The organism is Pseudomonas sp. CFBP 8758, from assembly GCF_014841725.1.
Taxonomy (GTDB): Bacteria; Pseudomonadota; Gammaproteobacteria; order Pseudomonadales; family Pseudomonadaceae; genus Aquipseudomonas; species Aquipseudomonas baltica.
The window spans coordinates 78,636-105,206 of record NZ_JACYUK010000007.1 but is presented as its reverse complement, the minus strand read 5'-3'; the positions used below and the strand labels follow the sequence as shown (position 1 = coordinate 105,206).

Sequence of the window (26,571 nt, the reverse complement as noted above, 5' to 3'; positions counted from 1 at the left end):
TCCCCTGCCTGGAGACTCACATGTTTGCAAAAGCTGTAGCGGTATCGGTGCTTGCCCTGGCCAGCGGTCAGTTGCTGGCGGCCGAGTGCTCGACCACCGTCGATTCGACCGACCAGATGACCTTCGGCAGCAAGGCTATCGAGATCAGCAAGAGCTGCAAGACGTTCACGGTCAACCTGACCCACTCCGGCAGCCTGCCCAAGGAAGTCATGGGCCACAACTGGGTCCTGAGCAAGGAAGACGATGCCCGCGGCATCGCGATGGACGGCATGAGTGCCGGCATCGACAACAGCTACCTGAAGAAAGGCGACGAGCGCGTGATTGCGTACACCAAGGTCATCGGCGCCGGGGAGAAGGATTCGGTGTCGTTCGACGTGTCGAAACTGTCGGCAGACCAGAAATACCTGTTCTTTTGCTCGTTCCCGGGTCACCTGGCCATGATGAAGGGGGCGGTGACCCTGGTCGATTGAGTGTTCGCTTCGACCACGTAGGAGCGGTCATCGGCCGCGAAGCAGGCGACGCGGTATGCCTGATTCACCGCGTTGACCTTTTCGCGGCCACGGACCGCTCCTACAGGACGTCCGCCATTGCGTGTACTGGCTTCAAGCAGGCACCTTGAACACGTGGCGCAGGTAGGCGACGAAATTGGGGTCGCGGCATTGGGTCTTGGCGGCTTCGTCGGAAATCTTCGCCACCGGTTGGCCGTTGCAGTCGGTCATCTTCAGCACGATGTTCATGGGTTCCACGCCTGGAATGTCGCAGGTCAGGTTGGTGCCGATGCCGAAGCTCACATTGATGCGCCCGCGCAGTGCGCGAAATATCTGCAGGGACTTGGGCAGGTCCAGCCCATCGGAAAACACCAGGGTCTTGGTCATCGGATCGATGCCCAGCTTGCGGTAGTGGGCGATGGCCTTTTCCGCCCAGACCACCGGGTCACCCGAGTCGTGGCGCAAGCCATCGAAGAGCTTGGCGAAGTACAGGTCGAAATCCCCCAGAAACGCATCCATGGTGATGCAGTCGGTGAGCGCGATGCCAAGCAGGCCACGGTACTCGCGCACCCAGCAATCGAGTGCGGCGATCTGGCTGTCGATCAAGCGCGGCCCCAGTTGCTGGTGAGCCATGATCCATTCATGGGCCATGGTGCCCAGCGGCTTGAGATCCAGCTGACGGGCCAGGTGCATGTTGCTGGTGCCGACGAAGCGCCCCGGAAACTCGTGCTTGAGCACCGTGACCACTTCCTCCTGCACCTTGTAGGAAAAGCGTCGACGAGTGCCGAAGTCGGCCACCTGCAATTCGGCCAGCTCTTCGCTGCTGGCATTGGCCTGCAGCCATTCGAACTTGCGATAGAGTTTTTCCCGCGGCTGGCTGAGCAGCACATCGGGATAGCGAATGCGATTGCGTACCTCGCTGACCGTGGCCAGCAGTGGCACTTCGAACAGGATCACGTGCAGCCACGGCCCGCGCAGGCGAATGAACAGCTGGTCGTTCTCGATGCCGATGCTCAGGTAGCGCAGGTTGAAGCGAAACAGACCCAGGAAGCGCAGGAAGTCGGGCTTCATGAAATTGATGCCTTCCAGAAAGCTCAGCTGGTCCGGGCCCAGACTCAATTCGGAGAGCTGCTCGAGCTGTTCGCGAATGTCGTTCAGGTAGGGCCGCAGGTCTTCGCCGTTGCGACAACGAAACTCCCACTCGACATCGACGTTGGGGTAGTTGTGCAGTACAGCCTGCATCATGCTCAACTTGTAAAGATCGGTGTCGAGCAGGTTTTGCACGATGCGATCGGCGAATACGCTCTCGCTCATCAGGGTCTCCAGAACCGCGTGCCTCATTTGGAACGGCGGTGGCGCACAGTAGGGGCACATTCTGCCAGCTTTTTGGAGAGCGGGTGGATGTGACGTGCCTTCCCCTGCGCGACCCGTGCCAGTGCCCTGCGCAGGCCCGCGAAGAGAGACGCGAAGTGGCCTGCACCCGGCACTGCAGGAGGATCCTGTGGTGCGCGGTGTAGCGGTTATGCACCGACAGTGTGCACTTCGGTTACGTCGGCGGTTACAGCGTGGTTGCCCACGGGCGCTGCGTGGGGTTGCAATGATGGCGCGCACGGGTTGTACCCGCACTCTTTGCGGGTTCCACCATTCCCGTGCCAGACGGTTGCACGACCTGTAGAAAATGGTTCCGGGGCAGTGAAGTGCTCCTGAAAATGAAAACTGCGCAAGTTGGGCAAATGCGCTGGCACGGCCCTTGCTCTGAGCAATGCGCTGAAGCTGTAGTGCCAACCAAAAAAATTCAGGAGCACCACTCATGTCGCAGACGTTCTACAGGAAAGGTTTTCTGGCTCTCGCAGTGGCAGCTGCGCTGGGCGCTTCGTCGATTGTTCAAGCCGACATCAAGATCGGCGTAGCAGGGCCGATGACCGGTGCCAACGCATCGTTCGGTCAGCAGTACATGAAGGGTGCACAGGCGGCAGCCGATGCCATCAACAAGGCCGGCGGCGTGAATGGGGAAAAGATCGTCCTGGTTGCCGGTGATGACGCCTGCGAGCCGAAGCAGGCCGTGGCCGTCGCCAACCGGCTGGCCGATCAGGACAAGGTCGCAGGGGTGGTGGGGCACTTCTGTTCCTCGTCCACCGTTCCGGCATCCGAGGTGTATGCAGACGCCGGCGTGCTGATGATCACCCCTGGCTCGACCAACCCGACCGTGACCGAACGTGGCCTGCCGGCGGTATTCCGCATGTGCGGTCGCGACGACCAGCAGGGCATCGTGGCCGGCGACTACATCGTCGACGTGCTCAAGGGCAAGAAAGTCGCAGTGATCAACGACAAGGACACCTACGGCAAGGGCCTGGCCGATGCCACCTCGGCACAGCTGACCAAGCGCGGTGTGAAGCCGGTGCTGGAAGAAGGCCTGACCCGCGGCGAGAAAGACTTCAGCGCCCTGGTCACCAAGATCCGCTCCACCGGCGCCGATGTGGTGTATTTCGGCGGCCTGCACCCCGAAGCCGGGCCACTGGTTCGGCAGATGCGCGAACAGGGCCTCAAGGACGTCAAGTTCATGTCCGACGACGGCATCGTCACCGACGAACTGGTCACCACCGCTGGCGGTGCGCAATACGTCGACGGCGTGTACATGACCTTCGGCGCCGATCCGCGCATGCTGCCCGACAGCAAGGCGGTGGTTGAGGAGTTCCGCAAGTCCGGCTACGAGCCAGAGGGCTACACTCTGTACGCCTACGCTTCGTTGCAGGCCCTGGCTGCAGGCTTCAACGGCGCCAAGTCGAACAAGGGCGAAGAGGCTGCCAAATGGCTGAAGGCCAACCCGGTCAAGACCGTCATGGGCGAGAAGGCCTGGGACACCAAGGGTGACCTGAAAGTGTCCGACTACGTGGTCTACCAGTGGAACGCCGAGGGCAAGTACAAGCAGCTGGAACAGCAGAAGTAGGACGTTTGCACTGGCGCATGCCAGTCCGGGCCGCCCTTGAGGTGGCCCACGTTTCCCTCAATACCGCCTGACAGGTGGCGGGCGGGCCGAGGCCTGTCCGCACCTTGCGCGGTGCGCGGTTCCAGACGTTCGTGAGAGTGCATGATGGACGGTATCTTCCTGCAACAAATGATCAACGGCCTGACCCTGGGGTCGGTGTACGGCTTGATCGCCATTGGCTACACCATGGTCTATGGCATCATCGGCATGATCAACTTTGCCCACGGCGACGTTTACATGATCAGCGCCTACCTGGCCGCCATAGGTCTGGCCGTGCTGTCGTTCTTCGGCCTCGAATCCTTTCCGTTCCTGATCCTTGGCACATTGGTGTTCACCATCGTGGTGACCGGTGTGTACGGCTTCGTGATCGAGCGCGTGGCCTACAAGCCGCTGCGCAACTCGACCCGGCTGGCGCCGCTGATCAGCGCCATCGGCATATCGCTGATTCTGCAGAACTACGCGCAGATCAGCCAGGGCGCTCGCCAGCAAGGCGTCCCGACCCTGCTCGAAGGGGCCTGGCGCCTTGAAGTGGGCACCGGTTTCGTGCAGATCACCTACACCAAGATCTTCATCCTCATTGCCGCCTTCGTGGGCATGGGCGTGCTGACCTACATCATCAAGTTCACCAAGCTTGGGCGCATGTGCCGCGCCACCCAGCAGGATCGCAAGATGGCCTCGATCCTGGGCATCAACACCGACCGGGTCATTTCCTATGTGTTCATCATCGGCGCGGCCATGGCGGCGCTGGCCGGCGTGTTGATCACCATGAACTACGGCACGTTCGACTTCTATGCCGGGTTCATCATCGGCATCAAGGCGTTCACCGCAGCGGTACTGGGCGGCATCGGCTCATTGCCCGGCGCCATGCTCGGTGGCCTGATACTGGGGGTTGCCGAATCGCAGTTCTCCGGCTTGATCAACTCCGACTACAAGGATGTGTTCAGCTTCGGCCTGTTGGTGCTGATCCTGATCTTCCGTCCCCAAGGCCTGCTGGGTCGCCCACTCGTGGCGAAGGTATAAGTATGTCCGCACCTACTGCCAAACCTATCGATATCAAGAAAAGCCTGGTCGACATGGTCATTGCCGGCCTGCTGGCGCTGATCGTGTTCGGCCCCATCGTCGGCATCGTGCTCGACGGCTACAGCTTCAACCTGCAACCGGCCCGCGTCGCCTGGCTGGTGGCAGCGGTGATGGCCGGGCGCTTCCTGCTCAGCCTGTTCCTGCAGACGCCGCGTGGCCGCAGCATTTCCCAGAGCTTCGAAAGCTCGGGGTCGGGCGTGCACGTGCTGCCGCCGGACTACAAGTCGCGGCTGCGCTTCATCATTCCAGCGCTGATCGTGATCGCCATCGTGTTCCCCATCTTCGCCAACAAATACATCCTCACCGTGGTCATTCTCGGGTTGATCTATGTGTTGCTGGGCCTGGGCCTGAACATCGTGGTCGGGCTGGCCGGCCTGCTCGACCTGGGCTACGTGGCGTTCTATGCCATCGGCGCCTACGGCCTCGCATTGGGCTACCAGTACCTGGGCCTGGGCTTCTGGTCGGCGTTGCCGCTGGCTGCGATCGCGGCGGCGCTGGCGGGGTGCATACTGGGTTTCCCGGTGCTGCGAATGCACGGGGACTACCTGGCCATCGTGACCTTGGGCTTCGGCGAAATCATTCGCCTGGTGCTCAACAACTGGTTGTCGTTCACCGGCGGTCCCAATGGTGTGCCGGTACCTTCGCCCACCTTCTTCGGCCTGGAGTTCGGTCGTCGTGCCCGTGACGGCGGGGTGCCGATCCACGAGTACTTCGGCTTCGAATACAACCCCGACCTGAAATTCCTGTTCATCTACGCCGTGCTGTTCCTGGTGGTACTGGCCGTTCTCTACGTCAAGCATCGACTCACCCGCATGCCGGTAGGGCGTGCCTGGGAAGCCCTGCGCGAGGACGAGATCGCCTGCCGCTCGATGGGCCTGAACCACGTGTTGGTCAAGCTTTCGGCCTTTACCATCGGTGCCTCCACCGCAGGCCTGGCCGGGGTGTTCTTCGCCAGCTACCAGGGCTTCGTCAACCCGACCTCGTTCACCTTCTTCGAGTCGGCGCTGATCCTTGCCATCGTCGTGCTGGGCGGCATGGGCTCCACCGTGGGTGTGGTGATTGCTGCCTTCGTACTGACCGTGGCCCCGGAGCTGCTGCGCAGTTTCTCCGAGTACCGAGTATTGCTGTTTGGCGTATTGATGGTACTGATGATGATCTGGCGGCCACGTGGCCTGATCCGTATCAGCCGTACCGGCATCAAGCCAGTCAAGGGCGCATTGATCGACGCCAAGGGGACTACGCCATGAGTAACGAAGTCATTCTGTCGGTCGAGAAGTTGATGATGCATTTCGGTGGCATCAAGGCCTTGAGCGATGTCAGCCTGCAGGTCCGGCGCAACTCGATCTTCGCCCTGATCGGCCCCAACGGCGCCGGCAAGACCACCGTCTTCAACTGTCTCACCGGGTTCTACAAGGCCACCGGTGGACGTATCGAACTCAACGCTCGCGGCCAGAAGACCAATGTCATCAAGTTGCTGGGCGAGCCGTTCCAGGCCACTGATTTCGTCTCGCCACGCAGCTTCGCCAGCCGTGTCTGGTACAAGATGTTCGGCGGGACTCACCTGGTGAACCGCGCCGGGCTGGCCCGGACCTTCCAGAACATTCGTCTGTTCAAGGAAATGTCGGTGCTGGAAAACCTGCTGGTCGCCCAGCACATGTGGGTCAACCGCAACATGCTGGCAGGGATCCTCAACACCCGTGGTTATCGCAAGGCCGAAGAGGACGCTATCAAGACCGCGTTCTACTGGCTGGAAGTGGTGGACCTGGTGAACTGCGCCAACCGCTTGGCCGGTGAGCTTTCCTACGGCCAGCAACGGCGTCTGGAGATCGCCCGGGCCATGTGCACGCGGCCCCAGGTGATCTGCCTGGACGAACCGGCGGCGGGCCTCAACCCGCAGGAAACCGAGGCCCTGAGCGGCATGATCCGCCTGCTGCGTGACGAGCACGACATGACGGTGGTGCTGATCGAACACGACATGGGCATGGTGATGAGCATTTCCGACGACATCGTGGTACTGGACCATGGCAATGTGATCGCCAAGGGCGGGCCGGAGCAGATCCGCAACGACCCCAAGGTGATCGCCGCCTACCTGGGTGCCGAAGAGGAGGAGCTGGTATGAGTACGCCCATCCTCGAAATGAAGGAGATCGACGTTCACTACGGCCCGATCCAGGCGCTGAAGAAAGTATCGCTGCACATCAACGAGGGCGAGACGGTCAGCCTGATCGGTTCCAATGGCGCGGGCAAGTCGACGCTGTTGATGTCGATTTTCGGCCAGCCGCGCGCCAGTGCGGGGCAGATCATCTACCGGGGTACCGACATCACCCAGAAGTCGTCCCACTACATCGCCTCCAACGGCATTGCCCAGTCGCCGGAAGGCCGTCGGGTGTTTCCCGACATGTCGGTGGAAGAAAACCTGATGATGGGTACCATCCCCATCGGCGACAAGCATTCGAGCGAAGACATGCAGCGCATGTTCGAGCTGTTTCCACGGCTCAAGGAACGGCGCAATCAGCGCGCCATGACCATGTCCGGAGGCGAGCAGCAGATGCTCGCCATTGCGCGTGCGCTGATGAGCCGGCCCAAGCTGTTGCTGCTCGACGAGCCGTCGCTGGGGCTGGCGCCGATCGTGGTCAAGCAGATCTTCTCGACCCTGCGCGAGCTGGCCCAGGGCGGCATGACCATCTTCCTGGTCGAGCAGAACGCCAACCACGCCCTGCGGCTTTCCGACCGTGCCTATGTGATGGTCAACGGCGAGATCCGTCTGACCGGCACGGGGCGTGAGTTGTTGAGCAACGACGAGGTGCGCAACGCGTATCTGGGCGGGCATTGAGCAGATGTGAAAGGCTTGCCGAACGCCCCGTCAGGGGCGTTTTTCGTCACCCTGCCCAATTGTGGAAAACAAATTCGCTGCAGTGTCAAAGTGCGACATAAAACCACTGTTGGTCACTGAAATGCCACAAAGCACGCTTGTCCCCAATTGCTGTGGAACCGGTTGTGGACAAGTTGGTGGTATACCTCTGCAGGCCACGGTACACGGGGCCTGCAGTCAGTTGATCAAAAATCGAACAACAAGTTGGACAGTCGCGCGAACGGGCTTTGTCAACTGTTTTATCCACCGTGCCAATCAGAGTGACAGCACTCGCACAGGCTGTGGATAAGTCTGTGAACAAGCCTTGGAAATACTTCGAAAAGTGGCGGTTTCACTGGCGTTGCGCCTTTGGTCGTATGACCACTGCAGACGCAGTGCCGTACCTGCATGCGCAATACACCTCACCGGTCAAGCCAAAAAATTCTAATGGCTCCCGGCCAGCTTGGCCCCAGGGGTTGCCGTGCAGAAGGGAGTTGCCCCCAATCTCTGTGGAACGGCTTGTGGATAAGTTGCGGGTAACCGCACTGGGACCCGCAACCACGAGGGTCTGCGGGCGCTGTTCGATTATTGATCAGTTGCATACGGCCCGTACGCCGGGCATTCTGCAAAACCCCATTCACGGTGGCGACGATTCGAACGGCCTGCGCATTGCGTGGGCACGCTCCGTGGCTATCCCCGCAGGAGACCCGCATGACTTCCACGGTATTCATCACTGGCGCCACGTCCGGATTTGGCGAAGCCTGCGCGCGACGTTTCGCCGAGGCAGGCTGGTCGCTGATTCTCACCGGCCGTCGCGAAGAGCGCCTGATGGCGCTGAGCGAAGAGCTGTCGGCAAAGACGCGGGTGCATCCGCTGGTGCTCGATGTGCGCGATAGAAAGGCCATGGAGGCAGCGATTGCCGGGTTGCCTGAGGAGTTCGCCAGCATCAGCGGGTTGGTCAACAACGCCGGCCTGGCCTTGGGTGCCGATCCTGCACCCAAGTGCGACCTGGACGACTGGGACACCATGGTCGATACCAACGTCAAGGGCCTGATCTACGCGACGCGGCTGTTGCTGCCGCGCCTGATTGCCCACGGCAAGGGGGCTACCATCGTCAACCTGGGTTCGGTGGCGGGTAATTACCCGTATCCCGGCAGCCATGTGTACGGCGCCACCAAGGCTTTCGTCGGGCAATTCTCGTTGAGTCTGCGCTGTGACCTGCAGGGCACCGGCGTGCGCGTCACCAACCTGGAACCCGGGATGTGCGAAAGCGAGTTCTCGCTGGTGCGTTTCGGCGGCGACCAGGCACGTTACGACGCCACCTATGCCGGCGCCAATCCGATCCAGCCGCAGGACATCGCCGAAACCATCCACTGGATTCTGACCCAGCCGGCGCACATCAACATCAACAGTCTGGAAGTGATGCCGGTCACGCAATCGTGGGCCGGCTTCGCCGTGGAGCGTCCTGGCAAGGCTTGATCGGCCCTGGCGTCAGAGGAACGCCTGCAGGCCCTGGTAGCAGGTCAGCAGGTGGTAGGGGGTGGTCGATGGCATGTCGGTGCGGCTGACCACCCCGGTGCCATCGCGGCATTCGTGCCAGCCGCCGGTGTGCAGGAAGCGCTCGCGCAGTACCTGCAACTGCGCGGCCACCGCCGCACCGGGCTGCAAGGTCAGCGCCCGCAGGTATTCGGCCTGTGCCCAGATACGCTGGGTGGCGTCCAGCACCTGGCCGTCGAGCGTGAGCATGCCCGTGACCACGCCGTCCCGAACGCCCGTGCGTTGCGCATAGGTGAAGGCGCGTTGCAGGGAGAGGTGCAGCGCACTGCCCTGCAACAGCGGTGAGGTCTGCACGAGGAACAGCCATTCGAACTGATGACCGGGCTCGAACCAGTTATCCACCGCTCCGCGCGGCTTCTCCAGCATGATCCCGTGCTCGGGTTCCACGAAGCGCGCCTGCATCGCTTCGCATAGCGCCTGCAGCGCCGTTTGTGTGGGCTGGTCGCCACGCACTGCCAAGGTTGCCAGGAAGCCCTCGGCCAGGTGCATCAAGGGGTTCTGCAGTGGGCCGGTGCCCAGGTTGGCCCAGCCTTCGCCGAGCACGGCTTCGTAGAGCCCATCATCTGTGGAAAAGCGCGTGGCGATGACCTCGAGGGCGGCATTGAGCACCGATTCCACCAGCGGTTCGCGCACCTTGGCCCAGTAGTGCGCACAGGCGAAGACAATGAATGCGTGGGTGTAGAGATCCTTGCGTCGGTCCAGCGGGCGGCCTTGGGCGTCGATGCTGTAGAACCAGCCGCCGTGTTCGGCGTCGTGGAAATGCCGTTGCAGGGAACGGAACAGGGTGGCGGCGTGTTCGCGCGCACCGGGTTGCTCGATCAGGCTGGAAAAGACATACAGTTGGCGGGCGCAGGCCATGGCGCGGTAGCGCTGCACCGGCAACGGCTGGCCGGCAGCGCTCACCGCTTCGAACGGCAGGCCGAGTTCGCTATCGAAGCCGGCGCCTTGCCACAACGGCAATACGATTTCGCGAAAGTGCGCTTGGGTGGCCGCCAGGGCGGCGTGCAGCGTTGGGTCGGGCATTGGCGGGATCATCGGAGGCGTTTTGCGCGACATGGTAGCAGGTGTCGGCCACGGCGCCCAAGACAAGGCCCCCGGGCAGGGGGCTTGGCGCGATCAGCCGGTAAGCAGCCATGCGCCGGTCATGGCCGACAGCGCACCGGCCACGCGTACCAGTGGCGCGGCTGCCGTTGGCAGGAACCGAACGACGCCATAACCCGCCGCATGCAGTGCTGCGGTCGCCATGACGAAACCGGCAGCATAGGCAACCGGGCTGGACATCTCCGGCAATTCCAGGCCGTGAGCGACGCCGTGAAACAATGCGAACAGCGCAGTGGCCACCACCGCCAAGGCTAACGGTGGCCGCACGGCCAGTGCCACGGCCAGGCCCAGGGCCAGTACCGAGGCGGCAATGCCGCTTTCCAGTGCAGGCAGTTGCAGGCCGGCGAAACCCAGCAGGCCACCGATCAGCATGGTGCCGACGAAGGTGCAGGGCAGGGCCCAGCGTGCCGCGCCTTGCTGCTGCGCCGCCCACAGGCCGACGGCGAGCATCGCCAGCAGGTGGTCGAGGCCACCCAGGGGGTGACCGATGCCGGCCAGCAGGCCATTGTCGCCGTGTCCCGGATGAGCGAAGGCCACCGCCGGTGTCAGCAGCAGGGCTGCGCAGGTGAGAAGCGTCTTGAAGGTCATGCGGGTCTGTTCCTTATCGTCGTGTTCACGGTAGTTGCGAGCAAGGGTGCGCTGGGTTCAGGCGGCGTCGAGCAGGCCTTGGCGTTCGATGAAGGCAATGATCTGTTCCAGGCCCTGACCGGTCTTCTGGTTGCTGAAGACGAACGGCTTATCGCCGCGCATGCGTCGGGTGTCGCTGTCCATCATTTCCAACGAGGCCCCTACCAGCGGCGCCAGGTCGATCTTGTTGATCACCAGCAGGTCGGACTTGCAGATGCCAGGGCCGCCCTTGCGCGGCAGCTTGTCGCCGGCGGACACGTCGATCACGTAGATGGTCAGGTCCGACAGCTCGGGGCTGAAGGTGGCGGACAGGTTGTCCCCACCCGATTCCACGAGGATCAGGTCCAGGCCCGGAAAGCGCCGGTTGAGCTGGTCCACGGCTTCCAGATTGATGGAGGCGTCTTCGCGGATGGCGGTGTGCGGGCAGCCACCGGTTTCCACACCGATGATGCGCTCGGGCGCCAGGGCCTGGTTGCGTACCAGGAAGTCGGCGTCTTCGCGGGTGTAGATATCGTTGGTGACCACGGCCAGGTTGTAGCGCTCGCGCAGGGCCAGGCACAAGGCCAGGGTCAGCGCGGTCTTGCCAGAGCCTACCGGGCCTCCGATACCGACACGCAGGGGTTGGGTATTCATGGTGACTCTCCTAGGAACGGAACAGGCGGCTGTACTGGCGCTCGTGGGCCATGCTCGCCAATGACAGGCCGAAAGCGGCGCTGCCGTAGTGTCGGGGATCCAGTTCGGTGGCTGCGAACTGGGCCTGCTGCAGCGTCGGCAGCAGTTGTGTGGTAAGTCGCTGAGCAGCCTGCTGGCCCAGGGGCAGGGTCTTCATGAGCACCGCCAACTGGTTTTCCAGCCAACTCCACAGCCAGGCCGCAAGGGCGTCCTGCGCAGGGATGTTCCAGGCGCGCGCGGCCAGTGCCCAGCCCAGGGCCAGGTGGGGCTCTTCGATCTGAGCCAGATAGTGGCGGGCCGTAATGTCCAGTTCGGCAAGGCCGAGCAGCAGTTGCTTGAGCGAATAGCCCATTTGCCGGCTTTCGAGTTGCAGTTCGCGGGTTTCGCGGCTCGAGCGATGTTCGGCACCTAGCTCCAGCAGTTGTCCCCAGTCCTCTTCGGCGGCAGCCACGCAGTGGGCCAGCAGCAGGGGCGCCTCGAAACGGGCCAGGTTGAGCAGCAGTTGGTCGGCGATCCAGCGATGGGCGCTTTGCGCATCGGTCACCGTGCCGTTTTCCACGGCCATCTCCAGGCCCTGCGAGTAGCTGTAGCCACCGATCGGCAGTTGCGGGCTGGCCAGGCGCAGCAGGGCCCAGGCGTTGTTCACGTGCGCACGCCGAACTGGTGCAGTTTGGGCGCGTAGTTGAAGTCTTCCTCGCCATGGCGCGAATGGTGATGGCCACCGCCATAGGCGCCATGTTCGGGATGAAAAGGTGCCAGCAGGGGTTGGGTCTGGGCGCCGAGTTGTTCGAGCATGGCCTTGAGCACGTAGTCGTCGAGCAGGCGCAGCCAGCCGTCACCCACCTGCAGGGCCACGTGGCGGTTGCCCAGATGGTAGGCGGCGCGAGTCAGCTCGAAGGCGCTGCTGCAGGTGACATGAAGCAGCGCCTCGGGCCGTGCGCAGACCCGCACCACGCGGCCGTCTTCGGCCTGCAGGCACTCGCCGTCGTGCAACGGAGGTTGACCGCGTTCCAGAAACAGGCCGACGTCTTCACCTTCGGCACTGAAACAGCGCAGGCGACTCTTGCTGCGGGCTTCGAAGTTGAGGTGCAGTTCGGCAGCCCATTGGCTTGCGGGCGCGATTCTGCGATGGATAACCAGCATTGGACGTTTCCATTGAAGGGCAGTGGCCAATGCAGAGCAAGTGTCTTGCCAACCGGTAGTGAGCTAACGGGGCTGCGGGATCAGGATGAACGAGACTCGGCGCAATGCACTCGTGCGGTGCGTAGCGGCTTGAGACGCACCAATTCGAGGCGAACGAGTTATTGGTTGAGACCTTTCCAGTATTTGGCGCCGATGAAAATGAAGCGCAGTTGCTGGCCGATCTTCGCCTCGGGGGTCAGGTGGGCCGGCAGGTCGGCAGCGGGTGGGTCGATCAGTTCGGGAAGCGTGGCAAACACGGCCTTGACGACAAGGTCAGCCATCACCTGCAGTGACGCTCCGCTCAGGTGCTGCCATTTGGGCATGGACCCCAGGTCGGTGGCCAGGTCGGCGCTGATGCCGGCGCGCAAAGTGGCAATGGCCTGGCGCACGGGCAGGGACCCTCCGTATTGCTCGCGGGCGAGGAACAGGAATTGCGGGCGATTGGCAGCCACTCCGTCGAGAAAGATGCGGACGGAAGCCGCTGTGAGGCCGCCGACCACTATTTCATGGTGACGAACCAGGCGCAGCGTAGCGCGGAACGTGGCGTCGACTTCGTTGACCAGGGCCAGGCCGAGCTGATCCATGTCGTCGAAATGGCGATAGAAACCGGTGGGTACGATGCCAGCAGCCTTGGCGACTTCGCGCAGGCTGATACTGCCGAAGCCTCGACCGGCCGCCATCAGTTGGCGTGCGGCTTCGAGGAGGGCGAGACGGGTCTGCTGTTTCTGTTCGGCGCGAGGCAACATCGACGGAGCTTCTGTGAAGGACAGCGCAGAACTCTAGCAAATTGACAGGCGGGGCGTCGAACCAAGCGGGTGCAGCGATGGATTACGCGGGGGCGGCAAGCCCGGCTTGGGGAGGCCGGGCTTCGTCGGATACCTCAAACCACTGCCTCATGCGTTGGCTTGGTCTTGACGATCGAGCAGACGCTGCGAGCCGTTCTCGGCGAAGGTACCTTGTGGGGTGCGATCCGAACCGTCCTCAGCGAAAGTGGCCTGTGGCGTACGGTCGGAGCCGTTCTCGGCGAAGGTGCCTTGTGGGGTGCGATCCGAACCGTCTTCGGCGAAAGTAGCCTGTGGCGTGCGGTCGGAGCCGTTCTCGGCGACAGCGCCTTGTGGGGTGCGGTCGGAACCGTCTTCCGCCAGGTAGGGCTGGCTGAAGCTGGCAGCGCTGGAACGCAGTTCGGCGGAAACACTTTGATCGGCGGCTGGCATGGCGAAGGCGTTGGCAGCGAGGACCGAGAGAGTCAGGGAAAGCAGCAATTGGCGTTTCATGATGGTGGCGCTCCTTGGGAGGGCAGTAATTGGGTACAGAGCTAATGCTACTCTTTGAAATTCGATAGAAAAGTTCATAAAGGCAATGGTAACAATCAACGAAAATGATGTTTTGCCGTGAGGGCTCTAGATCGAGGGTTTCAGTGCACCAGCACAGTGAATTCTCGGGCCCTGAGCACCGTTGTCGAGCGTCACCATCGGTAACGTTGATAGTGGAAGAAGCATGTTGCTTCTGCATTGGACGCGTTGTGTCAGGCGGATCGCATGCACCGCTGACGCGGCTTGCGCCGCTGCTACAGGGAGTAGACCGCGATCCCTGTAGCAGCGGCGCAAGCCGCGTCCGGGTTCATCGCATTGCATCAGGCACACCGCATCCGCCGTTGAAGCGGCTCGCGTCCGGGCTCGAAAAGCCAAAAACTAAACCCTCGAGGCGTTTATCAGTCCTACCCTTGTTAGGTAGCACCCCCTGTGCTCGCGGGAGCACGCAGTCTCAAGGAGCCCGCAATGACGCGCCCACGTAAAATCATCGCCTGGACCCTGGGCAGCCTGTTGGTCCTGCTGGTGATATTGGTGGTGGTGATCGCCACCTTCGATTGGAATCGAATCAAGCCCACGCTCAACGAAAAAGTGTCCGAAGCCCTGCATCGCCCTTTCGCCATCAATGGCGACCTGGCTGTGCATTGGCAGCGCGAAACGGATGAGGGCGGCTGGCGGGCCTGGGTGCCATGGCCGCGCTTCGTCGCCCAGGACATCACCCTGGGCAACCCCGACTGGTCGCAGAAGCCCCAGATGGCGAGCCTGCAGAAGGTCGAGTTTCGTCTCTCGCCCTTGCCTTTGCTGGCCCAGCGGGTGGTCATACCGCGTATCAACCTGACCGGGCCCGACGTAGCCCTGCAGCGCCTGGCGGATGGACGCGCCAACTGGACCTTTCAGTTCGACGAAAAAGACCCCGATGCCGAGCCCTCCAAGTGGGTCATGGACATCGGTGCCATAGGCTTCGACAAAGGCGTGGTGGCTTTCGACGACCAGACGCTCAAGACCTCGGTCAAGGTGTTGATCGATCCATTGGGCAAGCCCATCGCGTTCAGCGATATCGTCGGCAGCGGTGCGGCCAAGAAAGTCGCCGACCAGGGCGCCAGTGCGCAGGATTATGCCTTCGGCTTCAAGGTCGATGGCCGCTACAAGGACCTGCCGCTGTCGGGGTCGGGCAAGATCGGCGGGCTGCTGGCGCTGCAGGATGCAACACGACCGTTTCCGGTGCAGGTCGACGTGCGCATTGCCGATACCCGCGCAGCGGTTGCCGGTACCCTGACCGACCCACGCAATCTCGGTGCCCTGGACCTGCGCCTGCGCCTGAGTGGCAGCAGCCTGGGCAACCTGTATCCACTGACCGGGGTGACCCTGCCGGATTCGCCTGCGTACGAAACCGACGGGCACTTGCTGGTCAAACTGCACGAGCCCGGCGGCGCGTCGTTCCGCTATGAAGGCTTCAACGGCAAGATCGGCAACAGCGACATCCATGGTGATCTGGGCTTCGTCGCCAGTCAGCCAAGGCCCAAGCTGAGTGGCGCGCTGGTCTCGAACCAGTTGCTGTTTGCCGACCTCAAGCCTTTGATCGGCGCTGACTCCAATACCGAGCAGAAGGCTCGTGGCGGCGCAAGCAAGCAACCCACCGGCAAGGTGTTGCCAGTCGAAGAGTTCAAGACCGACCGCTGGCGTGCCATGGACGCCGATGTCGAATTTACCGGACGCAAGATCGTCCACAGCGAAGAATTGCCGTTCACCGATCTGTACACCCATGTGGTGTTGAACGACGGCAACCTGCGCCTGGAACCTCTGCGCTTTGGCGTGGCCGGCGGCAAGCTGGATGCACAGATCTCGCTGAACGGGCGCACTACGCCGTTGCAGGGCAGGGCCAAACTGACCGCCCGCGGGTTTCAGCTCAAGCAGCTGTTTCCCACGTTCGAACCCATGCGCACCAGCTTCGGCCAGCTCAACGGCGATGCCGACATCACCGGTACCGGTAATTCAGTCGCAGCGCTACTGGGTTCGGCAGATGGCAATTTGAAGATGCTGGTCAATGATGGCGCCGTGAGCCGCGACCTGATGGAAATTGCCGGGCTCAATGTCGGTAACTACCTGGTGGGCAAGATCTTCGGCGACAAGGAAGTGGAGATCAACTGTGCGGCGGCCTCGCTGGGCATCAAGAACGGGCTGGCCAGCACCGATCTGTTCGTTTTCGATACCGAGAACGCGATCATCTACGTCGACGGCACGGTGAATTTCAAGCAGGAACAACTGGACCTGAAGATATCGCCGGAATCGAAGGGCTTCCGCCTGCTGTCGCTGCGCTCGCCGTTGTATGTGCGCGGCCCGTTCGCCAAGCCCAATGCCGGGGTGCAAGCCGTGCCACTGCTGCTGCGCGGCGCGGGCATGATTGCGCTGGGCGCTACCATCGGGCCGGCGGCCGGGTTGCTGGCACTGGTCGCGCCTAGTGGCGGTGAGCCGAACCAGTGCACGCCATTGCTCGAACAAATGAAGTCGGGCAAGGCGCCCAAGACGGTGCCTGCTTCCTGAGGCTCGGTTGGAAGGCGGCTCCCCCGGAATGACCCGCACCTGTGTGGGAGCGGGCTCTGCCCGCGAAGCGGGCGCCGCGGTGTATCAGGTGAATTGAGGCGCGCCCTTCGCGGCCACGGACCGCTCCTACAAGCAGGCGTGGTACTCCTGTAGGAGCGGTCATCGGCCGCGAAACGGGCCTTGCGGTGTATCAGGTGAATTGAGGCGCGCCCTTCGCGGCCACGGACCGCTCCTACAAGCAGGCGCGGTACTCCTGTAGGAGCGGTCATCGGCCGCGAAACGGGCCTCGCGGTGTATCAGGTGAATTGAGGCGCGCCCTTCGCGGCCACGGACCGCTCCTACAAGCAGGCGCGGTACTCCTGTAGGAGCGGTCATCGGCCGCGAAACGGGCCCTGCGGTGTATCAGTTGAAACACATCTCCGCTGACGCGACCGTCAGGCACAAAAAAGCCAGAACCTGAGTTCTGGCTTGGGACTTGCGGCAGGTTGTTACAGCGAGCCGTAGATGTCCGCCATGTCATCGGCGTGTTCTTCTTCCTGAGCCAGGATGTCTTCGAAGATACGGCGAGTGGTAGGGTCTTTGTCGCCAATGTACTGGATGATTTCGCGGTAGCTGTCGACGGCGATCCGCTCGGCCACCAGGTCTTCGTAGACCATTTCCTTCAGGCTGTTGCCAGCCACGTACTGGGCGTGGGAATTCTTGCTCAGCAGGTCCGGGTTGAACTCCGGCTCGCCGCCCAGCTGCACGATACGTTCAGCCAGCTTGTCGGCGTGCTCGGCTTCCTGTTCGGCGTGCTCGAGGAACTCGTCGGCCGCGACGCTGGCCTTCAAGCCACTGGCCATGAAGTAATGGCGCTTGTAGCGCAGCACGCATACCAGCTCTGTCGCCAGCGAGCTGTTGAGCAGCTTGATGATCTCTTCGCGGTTGGCATCGTAGCCTTCGGTGACCGCACCGTTCTCGACACCTCGGCGCGCACGGGCACGCAGTTCATCGACGGGAGTCATTTTGGAAGTTTCTAGGTCGATCATGTTCGTCTCCAGCTATACGGTTTTGGCCGTCGCGCTCTGTTGCCCCGAATTCGGGGCCCGGCGGGATCGGTACAGAAGTCTTGCTACACAGATGTGAGTCGTGGCGGCGACGAAAAGTTTTATTACAAATGGCCCGGGGAGGGCCTTTCGTCAGCCGCCTGGGGCAGGGTTACGGTGCGGTTTCGTTGAGCTTGCGTTGCTCGCAAGTCATGAAGCCCTTGGTGGCGACGTGGCCAGAGCTGTCGAAACTCACGTAGTAAGGCTGCTGATGGCCTTCACGGGTCAGGATGTAGTTATTGCAGGTGCCGTACATGGAGTTGGCAGTGCCGGCAACGACGGTCGAAGGCGTGCCGCCGATGGCCAGCACCTGTTGCATGGTCATGCCTTTCTCGACCTGCTTGACCAGTGGCGCGTCACGGTAGGTCACGAAGTCCACCGGGTTCTGCACCGTGGTGTTCGATGAACAGCCAGCCAGCGCGGCTACGGCAAAGAGTGCTGCCAAGGATTGCTTGTACATGGGGAGTCGCTCCTTCGATGGGCCGTGAGTGGCCCCGTGATGCTTTGAGCGCATCGACCGCGCGATAGTTCTGAAATCTTTCAGGCAGCAAAGCGTCTGCAGGGCCGTTGAAAACGGGCTGCGGCGGAAAACAAATGACGCAATTTAGCCGGGGCTCGGCATGCGTCCGCCTACTGGCCCTTCGCTCACAACGCTGGCAGACTGCCTGTCCTTTCGAATCGCTCGCTTCTGAGGCTTTATGCCCATGTTTTCTTCGCGTCAAGTGCTGATCGCCAGCTGGATTCTGGTGTTCGGCGGCCTTCTGCTGGTCTTGCCGATGCGCTTGCTGCCGAGCTTGCTGGCTGGCCTGCTGGTATTCGAACTGGTCAACATGCTCACGCCGCAACTGGAGCGACTGATTGCCGGGCGGCGTGCACGGTGGGTGGCGGTGGCGTTGCTGGGCACCTTGGTGGTCAGCAGCCTGGCGTTGCTGTTCGCCGGCGTCATCAGTTTCATCCTGCACGAGGCAGAAAACCCCGGTGCTTCGCTGAACAAGTTCATGGGCGTGGTGGATCGAGCCCGCGGCCAGTTGCCGCCTTTCATCGACGCCTACCTGCCGGCCAGTGCCGCCGAGTTTCGGGTGGCTATCAGCGGCTGGCTGAGCAAGCACCTGAGCGATCTGCAACTGGTGGGCAAGGATGCGGCGCACATGTTCGTGACCTTGCTGATCGGCATGGTACTGGGCGCCATCATCGCCCTGCAGGCGATCCCCGATCCCGAAAACCGCAAGCCGTTGGCCGCGGCGCTGTTCGACCGCCTGGCCCTGCTGGTGCGAGCCTTTCGCAACATCGTTTTCGCGCAGATCAAGATTTCACTGCTGAACACCTTCTTTACCGCCATTTTCCTGGCCGTGGTGTTGCCGCTGTGCGGGATCAAGCTGCCGCTGACCAAGACCCTCATCGTGCTGACCTTCCTGCTCGGGTTGTTGCCGGTGATCGGCAACCTGATCTCGAACACGCTGATCACCATTGTCGGGCTGTCGCTGTCGATCTGGGTGGCGGTTGCGGCGCTGGGCTATCTGATATTGATCCACAAGGTCGAGTACTTCCTCAACGCGCGGATCGTGGGCGGTCAGATCAGCGCCAAGTCATGGGAACTGCTGCTGGCCATGCTGATATTCGAGGCAGCGTTCGGACTGCCCGGGGTGGTGGCGGGGCCGATCTATTATGCCTATCTGAAAAGCGAGTTGAGGCAGGCGCAGTTGGTCTAGGGTTCACTGGCCTCTGCCCGCGAAGAGGGCTCGCCGCCCGCCCCGCTCCCACAGGTATTGTGGGAATGGGCATTGTAGAAATGGGCAGTGTGGGAGCGGGCTCTGCCCGCGAAGAGGCCGGACCTGCCTTACTCGGTGCCGTAGCGCTTGCGGGCCTCGATGGCCAGGCCGCTGCCGATGCTGCCGAAGATATTGCCTTCCACATGCCGCGCGTTGGGCAGCATGGCCGCCACGCCATGGCGCAGGGCCGGGATACCGCTGGAGCCGCCGGTAAAGAACACCGTGTCGACCTGCTCAACGCCCACGCCTGCCCGGTTCAGCAACTCGGACACACTGCCACGCACCCGTTCGAGCAGGCCGTCGATGGCGGCTTCGAACAAGGCCCGGCTCAGCTCCACGCTCAGCCCCGGCTCGATGCGGTCCAGTGGCAGGTGACGGCCGGCAGCTTGCGTCAGCTGGATCTTGGTTTCCTCGACTTCCATCGCCAACCAGTGCCCGGCTTTCTGCTCGATCAGCTTGAACAGGCGGTCGATACCGTCCGTGTCCTGGATGTCGTAGCGCATGCTGGCCAGGGCCAGTTGCGCCTTCTGCAGGTACACCGAGTTGATCGTGTGCCAGGTCGCCAGGTTCATGTGGTGGCTGGTCGGCATGAAGGCGCCGCTCTTCATCCGGCTGCCATAGCCGAACAGCGGCATGACGCCCTGCAGGCTGAGCTGCTTGTCGAAGTCGGTGCCGCCGATGTGCACGCCTCCGGTCGCCAGGATGTCGTCCACGCGGTTGTCCAGCGCACGTCGCTCGGGTGCCAGGCGCACCAGGGAAAAGTCGGAGGTACCACCGCCAATGTCGACGATCAGCACCAGCTCCTCACGCTCGATGGTGGACTCGTAGTCGAACGCCGCTGCAATCGGCTCGAACTGGAAGGACACGTCCTTGAAGCCGATCTTTTTCGCCACCTCGGCCAAGGTGTCTTCGGCTTCTTGGTCGGCGGCCGCGTCGTCGTCGACGAAGTGCACCGGTCGCCCCAGCACGACCTGGTCGAACTCACGCCCGGCGTTGGCTTCGGCGCGCTGTTTGAGCTCGCCGATGAACAGGCCCAGCAAGTCCTTGAACGGCATCGCCGTGCCCAGCACACTGGTGTCGTGCTTGATCAGCTTGGAACCGAGCAGGCTCTTGAGCGATCGCATCAGGCGGCCTTCGTAGCCTTCCAGGTATTCGTGCAGCGCCAGACGCCCGTACACTGGACGCCGCTCTTCGAAGTTGAAGAAGATCACCGAGGGCAGGGTGATCTTGCCGTCTTCCAGGACGATCAGCGTCTCGCTGCCCGGGCGGTGCCAGCCGACAGTGGAGTTGGAAGTACCGAAGTCGATGCCGCAGGCGCGGGCCGGGGATGCGTTTTTCATGGCAAGGCAGGTCTGTTCAAAAAACGGCCGCGCAGTGTATGCCAGTTGCGTACAGAATCAAGGCCTGCGACCGCCTTGAAAGCGCGCCGGCGGCCCCAACCTTCTAGCCATCGACCGCGCTGTACAACCCACTGTTCACATCCAGTGGCCTGCAGCCGATAAACTTCCCATGCGTTGCCGAGTCCGACCAGTAGGCGCGGGCGGCGCGCATTCGCTCATTGATGGTGATGCTTAGATGGATTTCAAAGACTATTACAAGATTCTGGGCGTCGAGCCGACAGCGGACGAAAAGGCGATCAAGACCGCCTACCGCAAGCTGGCGCGCAAATATCACCCCGACGTCAGCAAGGAAAAGGACGCCGAAGACAAGTTCAAGGAAGCCAGTGAGGCCTATGAGGCGCTGAGCAATGCCGACAAGCGCGCTGAATACGACGAGCTGCGCAAGTATGGCCAGCATGGCCGTCCGTTCCAGGGCCCGCCCGGTTGGCAGGGTCGCGGTGGCGGTGGTTTCCATGAAGAGAACGCAGGCGACTTCTCCGATTTCTTCAGCACCATCTTCGGTAACGGCGGTGGTCGTGGTGATCCCGGTGGCAATCCGTTCGGCCGTGGCGGTCAACAGCGCAGCGCAGCGCGCAAAGGTCAGGACGTGGAAATGGAACTGACCGTGTCGCTCGAGGAAACCCTGGCCGAGGAATCGAAGAAGATCAGCTTCAAGGTGCCGCAGTACAGCGCCGCTGGCCAACGCCTGACCGATGTGGTCAAGAACCTCAACGTGAAGATTCCCGCAGGCGTTGCCGACGGCGAGCGCATGCGCCTCAAGGGCCAGGGCGCGCCCGGCGTTGCGGGCGGTGCCAGCGGCGATCTGTTCCTGACCTTGCGTCTGGCGGCCCACCCTCTGTTCGAGGTGGACGCTCCCGACCTGGTCATCCAGGTACCGCTGGCGCCTTGGGAAGTGGCGTTGGGCACCAAGGTCGCGGTGCCTACGCTGACCGGGCGGATCAACCTGACGATTCGCCCGGACAGCCAGAACGGCCAGCGCCTGCGTGTCAAAGGCATGGGCCTGAAGAACAAGCTTGGCGGCCGCGGCGACCTGTTCGCCCAGCTGAAAGTGGTGATGCCCACGCAGGCCGACGAATCCACTCGCGCGGCCTGGGCCGAGCTGGCCAGGCACGCCGAATTCGACCCGCGCGAGAACTGGGGACGCTGATACCGCTACGCCTCGATGCCGGACCCCTTGCCGGCCGCTGGCATTTTCAGGCTGATGTCGCCGCGAATCGGTATCAGCCCGGGGGTCAGCACTTCGCCGGTATCGAGGCCGAAGCGCAATGGCTGATCGCCGTCCACCAGCTTGACCCGCAGGCTTGGGGTTCCGATCAGATTGGCCAGGCCTGGGGTGCGGCTATAGTGGTTGGCCACGGTCTGGTCGGTCAGCGCCAGCCATTTTTCATCGGGCTTGAGGCTCTGCAGCGCTTCGATGCGTTTGTACGCGTAGTAAACCCGCAGGCGTTGCTGCAGATGTGGCGCCGGGTTGCTCAGGCCGTCGGTGGACAGGCTGGCAGCGCAGTCCAGGGCTTTCACGCTTATGCCTTGGCGCCGCGCTTCCACCAGCACCTGGCGCAGGGTGTAGCGACCACTGTCCAGGGTGGTGCCACGGTTGTGCAGGTCACGCAGCTTCTTCTCCAGATCGCGGCCCAATATCCCGGTCGCGTGAAAGCGGTCGAGCAGGTCCTGATGCAGGTCCTTGAGCAGGCCTTGCACGTACAGCGTCTTGACCTGCTGGGCCTTGAGCGTGGACATGTATTTGATCAACAGCTGGCAGCTGCCGACGGCATTCCTGGCCTCGTTGACCACCACCCCGGTATTGCTGGCATACACTTGAGTGAAAAACTCTTTGGGCGTCATGGTGGTGCTCACCGCCGGAAGGCGTGGGCTGTGCTGTGGGGTAGAGGTCAGGAAGAAGGCTTCGGCTTCCTTGCCCAGGTTCGTGCGCAACTCGATCAGCTGTGAGCGGGCGGTGCGCAGCACGCTGTCGATGGGCCCGGTCATCAACTGATGTGCGCCGGGATTGACCAGCATGGCGGTGATGTCACGAAAGCCAGGTGAAGTGTCGAAGGCGGCCAGCGCCTCGGTGCTGGCCGCCAGGTTCTCGGGGGCGGTCATGGTGAACAGCTCCCAATGGCCGGTCCAGCTTCTCTGCACGGGGTAGCTGCCGGTGATCTGCTCGGGGGCGATCGGATCGACGATCACCCAGCGCTCCAGCGAGTCGATGTGGGTGACCTGAAAGATCTTGCCCTCCAGGCGAATGTAGTGCTGGCCATCGGGGTTGGTGAACACGCCCTGGTAGATGCCGGTGCCTTCCGGCAATCCGGTCAGGTCTTCATCCGTGGCGATGAGGTCCAGGGGCGAACCACCGGGAGTCACGCGGTCGATCTGAGCCAGGTCAGTGCTGTCCAGGTCGAGCGCGGCGCCCAGCTCCTCGAAGTTTCCCAGCTCGGCGATGGCTTCGTCGCCCACGCCGCGCAACAGCGGCATATCCAGCAGGATGTTCAGTGCATCCAGGATCGCCGCCCTGAAGGCCGCTTGACGGGCCTTGGGTACGGTCCCGTGCACGGCGTTCGCCAGGTGCGTACCAAAGGCTATCGAACCCGCCGCCACGGCCACCAGGGCCACTGCCGGGTCCGCCGGTGCCATGGGCGTGACGATGCGCATGAATGCCTCCAGGTCGACGAGGAACAGCTCCCTGCGCAGTTCGTGATTGCCGTTCAACAGTTGCCTGGCATCGAGCTTGAGGCGTTTGCCCACGGTATCGAACAGCAGGCTGAACACGTCCTTGTCGATCGTCGTCGCGTTGCCGTTGAGCAGGCGCTGCCCGGCTTGCCATGGCGTGGTACGGATGCGCTCCAGGGTCGCCAGCAGCAGGCCCCGCGGTGGCAGGATCGACTCTCCGGGGGTGTCGAAGTGAGCGATCAGGCGCTCTCGGCCTTGCTCGTGGGCGGCCGTTTCGGCCACCCACTCGTACATCTGCTGTTCATTGTGAAAGACCCGGAACCAGGCGGCAGGGATGTACAGGATCTGCGGGCCCTTGCCAGTGGTGATGCGCAGTATGTCGAACGAGGTCAGGTCGCCCAGGGTAAAGCTCTTGACCGTTGCCTGGGTGCGAGTCGTGTGCAGCCGTTTCAGGTCCTCCAGGGTCGGCGGTCCTGCGATGGGGCCGGCCAGGGTGTCGAACACCAGTCTCAGCTCCCGATTGCTCAGCGCTCCGCTGTTGTAGGCATTCCAGCTGAAGCTGAAAAACAGGATCTTGATCAGCACGCGGCCGTCATCGGCATAGTCACGCAGGAAGGCGTCCAGGCGCTTCTTGTAGTGGCTGGAGAAATCCGTGGCCCAGAACGCTTTCATGATCTGCGAGGGCGCCAGGGGGACCTGATTGGTTTCGTTGTAGATCCCGGCCTGCTGGACGGTATAGAACCCGGACATCTGATCGAGCAGGTCGAAGTTTACTTGATAGAACGTCTTGAACCGGCGCAGGACCAGCTCCGTGACGGTCAGCGTTTCCTTGGGCTTGCCCATGTGCTGCTGTCCGGTAAAGGCGCGGGGGTTATTCTGGGCGTTGTCGAAGTCGTGCCAGTAGACGGTGTCCGGATCCAGATCCAGGTGGGTATGGAACTTGAGCAGCTTGATGCCCCAGTCCCGCGCGCACTCGCGCAGGTCAGGGAAGTTCGCGTAGTAGCGGTCGGCAATGGCACTGACGTTTTCGGCCGATAGCGGGGTGGCGCCGGTCATGGTGGAGCTCCTGGATCGAATGGAGCTGCACCATAGAAAATCCGCCGGGGGGTTACGGCCTACATAGTTAGGCTGGCCCTGTCCGGGACAGCCTTGTCGGCACGGCGCATTGAGAACAGGCCTCTTAGAACAGGCTTCTTAGAACAGGCCTCTTAGAACAGGAAGTAGCGCTGCGCCATGGGCAGCACATCCGCCGGTTCGCACCACAGCAGCACGCCATCGGCCTTGACCTGGTAGGTCTGCGGGTCGACGTCGATGTCGGGCAGGTAACCGTTGTGGATCAGGTCGGTCTTTTGCACCGAGCGACAGCCCTTGACCACCGCGATCTGCTTCTTCAAGCCCAATTGCTCGGGCACGCCTGCGTCCAGCGCGGCCTGGCTGATGAAGGTCAGGCTGGTGGCGTGGCGCGAGCCGTCGAAGCTGGCGAACATGGGGCGGTAGTGCACCGGCTGCGGCGTGGGAATAGAGGCGTTGGCGTCGCCCATGAGGCTGGCGGCGATGGCACCTCCCTTGAGGATCAAGGTTGGTTTGACGCCGAAGAAGGCCGGACGCCAGAGCACCAGGTCAGCCCATTTGCCGATTTCGACCGAGCCCACTTCGTGGCTGATGCCATGGGTGATGGCCGGGTTGATGGTGTACTTGGCGATGTAGCGTTTGGCGCGGAAGTTGTCGTTGCCCTCGGCGTCTTCGGGCAGCGGGCCGCGTTGTTTCTTCATCTTGTCGGCGGTCTGCCAGGTGCGCGTGATCACCTCGCCGACCCGACCCATGGCCTGGCTGTCGGAGCTGATCATGGAGAACGCACCGAGGTCGTGCAGGATGTCTTCGGCGGCAATGGTCTCGCGTCGAATGCGGCTTTCGGCGAAGGCCACGTCCTCGGCGATGCTGGGGTCCAGGTGATGGCAGACCATGAGCATGTCGAGGTGCTCGTCGATGGTGTTGCGGGTGAACGGGCGGGTCGGGTTGGTCGAGCTGGGCAACACGTTGGCGAAGCCGCAGGCCTTGATGATGTCCGGGGCGTGGCCGCCGCCGGCCCCTTCGGTGTGGTAGGTATGGATGGTGCGGCCCTTGAAGGCAGCCAGGGTAGTCTCGACGAAGCCCGACTCGTTGAGGGTGTCGGTATGAATCGCAACCTGCACGTCGTATTGATCGGCCACGTTCAGGCAATTATCGATGGCGGCCGGCGTGGTGCCCCAGTCTTCGTGCAGCTTGAGCCCGATGGCCCCGGCCTTGACCTGTTCTATCAGCGGCTCGGGCAGGCTGGCGTTGCCCTTGCCGGTGAAACCGATGTTCATGGCGAAGGCATCGGCGGCCTGGAGCATGCGCGCCATGTGCCACGGCCCCGAGGTGCAGGTGGTCGCATTGGTGCCGGTGGCAGGCCCGGTGCCGCCGCCGATCATGGTGGTGACGCCGCTCATCAGCGCTTCTTCGATCTGCTGCGGGCAGATGAAGTGGATGTGGGTGTCGATGCCGCCAGCGGTGAGGATCATGCCTTCGCCGGCGATGACCTCGGTGCTGGCGCCGATGGCGATGGTCACGTCCGGCTGGATGTCGGGGTTGCCGGCTTTGCCGATCGCGGCGATGCGCCCGTCCTTGAGGCCGACGTCGGCCTTGACGATACCCCAGTGATCGATGATCAGGGCATTGGTGATCAGCGTGTCGACCACTTCGGCGGCCAGCAGCTGGCCCTGGCCCATGCCATCGCGAATGACCTTGCCACCGCCGAACTTCACTTCTTCGCCGTAGGTGGTGAAGTCTTTTTCCACTTCGATCCACAGGTCGGTATCGGCCAGGCGGACCTTGTCACCGACGGTCGGGCCGAACATGTCGGCATAGGCTTGTCTGGAAATCTTCATCGGTATGCCCTGGAATTCAGTTGTGTATGGACCCTGTGGGATCAGAGGTCACCCATGATGCGCCCGGCGAAGCCATATACCCGGCGCAAGCCGGCCAGGTCCACCAGTTCCACTTCGCGGCTCTGGCCCGGTTCGAAACGCACGGCGGTTCCGGCGGGAATGTTCAGGCGCATCCCGCGAGCAGCCGGGCGGTCGAAATGCAGGGCGTCGTTGGTTTCGAAGAAGTGATAGTGCGACCCCACCTGAATGGGCCGATCGCCGCTGTTGGCCACGGTCAGGCTGAGGGTGCGCCGGCCGATGTTGAGCTCGATGTCGCCAGGCTGGATCCGGTATTGGCCAGGAATCAT

At 62.5% G+C, this 26,571-nt stretch carries 24 protein-coding genes; 10 read left to right on the top strand and 14 right to left on the bottom strand.

The window, feature by feature from the left end; translation table 11 throughout:
• The first annotated feature begins 20 nt into the window (after window positions 1-20).
• Window positions 21-470: an azurin gene (gene azu, locus IFT75_RS16460; RefSeq protein ID WP_122480353.1), complete on the top strand. Its 450-nt coding sequence runs from the start codon at window positions 21-23 to the stop codon at window positions 468-470.
• 132 nt (window positions 471-602) lie between these two features.
• Here azu and pncB read toward each other — a convergent pair whose 3' ends face one another.
• Window positions 603-1,802 carry a nicotinate phosphoribosyltransferase gene (gene pncB / locus IFT75_RS16455; RefSeq protein WP_122480352.1) on the bottom strand — a complete coding sequence of 400 codons (1,200 nt, stop codon included), beginning with the start codon at window positions 1,800-1,802 and terminating at the stop codon, window positions 603-605.
• Window positions 1,803-2,298: 496 nt separating this feature from the next.
• Here pncB and IFT75_RS16450 point away from each other — a divergent pair, with 496 nt between their 5' ends.
• The 6 genes from IFT75_RS16450 to IFT75_RS16425 all read left to right on the top strand — a co-directional run bounded on the left by IFT75_RS16450 (window position 2,299) and on the right by IFT75_RS16425 (window position 8,883).
• Window positions 2,299-3,435: a branched-chain amino acid ABC transporter substrate-binding protein gene (locus IFT75_RS16450; protein ID WP_185795301.1), complete on the top strand. Its 1,137-nt coding sequence runs from the start codon at window positions 2,299-2,301 to the stop codon at window positions 3,433-3,435.
• Between the two features lie 144 nt (window positions 3,436-3,579).
• Window positions 3,580-4,494: an ABC transporter permease subunit gene (locus tag IFT75_RS16445; RefSeq protein WP_122480658.1), complete on the top strand. Its 915-nt coding sequence runs from the start codon at window positions 3,580-3,582 to the stop codon at window positions 4,492-4,494.
• A gap of 2 nt (window positions 4,495-4,496) precedes the next feature.
• Window positions 4,497-5,801 (top strand): high-affinity branched-chain amino acid ABC transporter permease LivM, encoded by a 1,305-nt coding sequence (gene livM, locus IFT75_RS16440; protein WP_122480350.1) that lies wholly within the window; start codon window positions 4,497-4,499, stop codon window positions 5,799-5,801.
• Window positions 5,798-6,673: an ABC transporter ATP-binding protein gene (locus IFT75_RS16435; RefSeq protein WP_122480349.1), complete on the top strand. Its 876-nt coding sequence runs from the start codon at window positions 5,798-5,800 to the stop codon at window positions 6,671-6,673. Before livM ends, IFT75_RS16435 begins: the two co-directional genes overlap by 4 nt.
• The gene (locus IFT75_RS16430) at window positions 6,670-7,386 is read left to right on the top strand and encodes an ABC transporter ATP-binding protein (RefSeq protein WP_122480348.1); all 717 of its coding nucleotides are present in this window, start codon (window positions 6,670-6,672) and stop codon (window positions 7,384-7,386) included. The genes IFT75_RS16435 and IFT75_RS16430 overlap by 4 nt, the downstream gene beginning before the upstream one ends.
• 729 nt (window positions 7,387-8,115) lie before the next feature.
• Window positions 8,116-8,883, top strand: a complete 768-nt coding sequence (locus IFT75_RS16425) for an SDR family oxidoreductase (protein ID WP_122480347.1) — start codon at window positions 8,116-8,118, stop codon at window positions 8,881-8,883.
• 12 nt (window positions 8,884-8,895) lie between these two features.
• On the opposite strand, the gene IFT75_RS16420 is transcribed toward IFT75_RS16425, so the two are convergent.
• From IFT75_RS16420 to IFT75_RS16390, 7 genes are all read right to left on the bottom strand, one after another.
• A complete protein-coding gene (locus IFT75_RS16420) occupies window positions 8,896-9,984 on the bottom strand; it encodes an AGE family epimerase/isomerase (RefSeq protein WP_192055740.1) in 1,089 nt (362 codons plus the stop codon).
• A 93-nt stretch (window positions 9,985-10,077) separates the two neighbouring features.
• Window positions 10,078-10,650 carry a HupE/UreJ family protein gene (locus IFT75_RS16415; protein WP_192055738.1) on the bottom strand — a complete coding sequence of 191 codons (573 nt, stop codon included), beginning with the start codon at window positions 10,648-10,650 and terminating at the stop codon, window positions 10,078-10,080.
• 57 nt (window positions 10,651-10,707) lie between these two features.
• Entirely contained in the window at window positions 10,708-11,322 is a 615-nt protein-coding gene (gene ureG, locus IFT75_RS16410) for an urease accessory protein UreG (RefSeq protein WP_122480344.1), read from the bottom strand.
• A gap of 10 nt (window positions 11,323-11,332) precedes the next feature.
• Window positions 11,333-12,007: an urease accessory protein UreF gene (locus tag IFT75_RS16405; protein ID WP_185795297.1), complete on the bottom strand. Its 675-nt coding sequence runs from the start codon at window positions 12,005-12,007 to the stop codon at window positions 11,333-11,335.
• Entirely contained in the window at window positions 12,004-12,504 is a 501-nt protein-coding gene (gene ureE, locus IFT75_RS16400; RefSeq protein WP_122480342.1) for an urease accessory protein UreE, read from the bottom strand. Before ureE ends, IFT75_RS16405 begins: the two co-directional genes overlap by 4 nt.
• Window positions 12,505-12,662: 158 nt before the next feature.
• Window positions 12,663-13,289 carry a TetR family transcriptional regulator gene (locus tag IFT75_RS16395; protein WP_192055736.1) on the bottom strand — a complete coding sequence of 209 codons (627 nt, stop codon included), beginning with the start codon at window positions 13,287-13,289 and terminating at the stop codon, window positions 12,663-12,665.
• A gap of 147 nt (window positions 13,290-13,436) precedes the next feature.
• Window positions 13,437-13,817, bottom strand: coding sequence for a hypothetical protein (locus tag IFT75_RS16390; RefSeq protein WP_192055735.1), 381 nt, complete (start codon window positions 13,815-13,817; stop codon window positions 13,437-13,439).
• A 504-nt stretch (window positions 13,818-14,321) separates the two neighbouring features.
• Between IFT75_RS16390 and IFT75_RS16385 the strand changes: the two genes are divergently transcribed.
• Entirely contained in the window at window positions 14,322-16,394 is a 2,073-nt protein-coding gene (locus IFT75_RS16385; protein WP_192055733.1) for an AsmA family protein, read from the top strand.
• Between the two features lie 488 nt (window positions 16,395-16,882).
• Here IFT75_RS16385 and IFT75_RS16380 read toward each other — a convergent pair whose 3' ends face one another.
• Complete coding sequence (locus IFT75_RS16380) at window positions 16,883-17,422, bottom strand: ferritin-like domain-containing protein (protein ID WP_192055731.1); 540 nt, start codon at window positions 17,420-17,422, stop codon at window positions 16,883-16,885.
• A 169-nt stretch (window positions 17,423-17,591) separates the two neighbouring features.
• Window positions 17,592-17,939: an osmotically-inducible lipoprotein OsmE gene (gene osmE, locus IFT75_RS16375; protein ID WP_122480337.1), complete on the bottom strand. Its 348-nt coding sequence runs from the start codon at window positions 17,937-17,939 to the stop codon at window positions 17,592-17,594.
• Between the two features lie 238 nt (window positions 17,940-18,177).
• Here osmE and IFT75_RS16370 point away from each other — a divergent pair, with 238 nt between their 5' ends.
• On the top strand, window positions 18,178-19,188 hold the full coding sequence (locus IFT75_RS16370; protein WP_122480336.1) for an AI-2E family transporter: 1,011 nt from the start codon (window positions 18,178-18,180) through the stop codon (window positions 19,186-19,188).
• A gap of 128 nt (window positions 19,189-19,316) precedes the next feature.
• On the opposite strand, the gene IFT75_RS16365 is transcribed toward IFT75_RS16370, so the two are convergent.
• On the bottom strand, window positions 19,317-20,588 hold the full coding sequence (locus IFT75_RS16365) for an Hsp70 family protein (protein WP_192055729.1): 1,272 nt from the start codon (window positions 20,586-20,588) through the stop codon (window positions 19,317-19,319).
• 235 nt (window positions 20,589-20,823) lie between these two features.
• On the opposite strand from IFT75_RS16365, the gene IFT75_RS16360 reads away from it, so the two are divergent.
• A complete protein-coding gene (locus IFT75_RS16360; protein WP_122480334.1) occupies window positions 20,824-21,795 on the top strand; it encodes a DnaJ C-terminal domain-containing protein in 972 nt (323 codons plus the stop codon).
• Between the two features lie 5 nt (window positions 21,796-21,800).
• Here the strand turns inward: IFT75_RS16360 and IFT75_RS16355 are convergent, their stop codons facing one another.
• From IFT75_RS16355 to IFT75_RS16345, 3 genes are all read right to left on the bottom strand, one after another.
• Window positions 21,801-24,371, bottom strand: coding sequence for a membrane-targeted effector domain-containing toxin (locus IFT75_RS16355; RefSeq protein WP_192055728.1), 2,571 nt, complete (start codon window positions 24,369-24,371; stop codon window positions 21,801-21,803).
• A gap of 152 nt (window positions 24,372-24,523) precedes the next feature.
• Window positions 24,524-26,224, bottom strand: a complete 1,701-nt coding sequence (ureC, locus tag IFT75_RS16350; protein ID WP_185795291.1) for an urease subunit alpha — start codon at window positions 26,222-26,224, stop codon at window positions 24,524-24,526.
• Window positions 26,225-26,265: 41 nt separating this feature from the next.
• The gene (locus tag IFT75_RS16345; RefSeq protein WP_185795290.1) at window positions 26,266-26,571 is read right to left on the bottom strand and encodes an urease subunit beta; all 306 of its coding nucleotides are present in this window, start codon (window positions 26,569-26,571) and stop codon (window positions 26,266-26,268) included.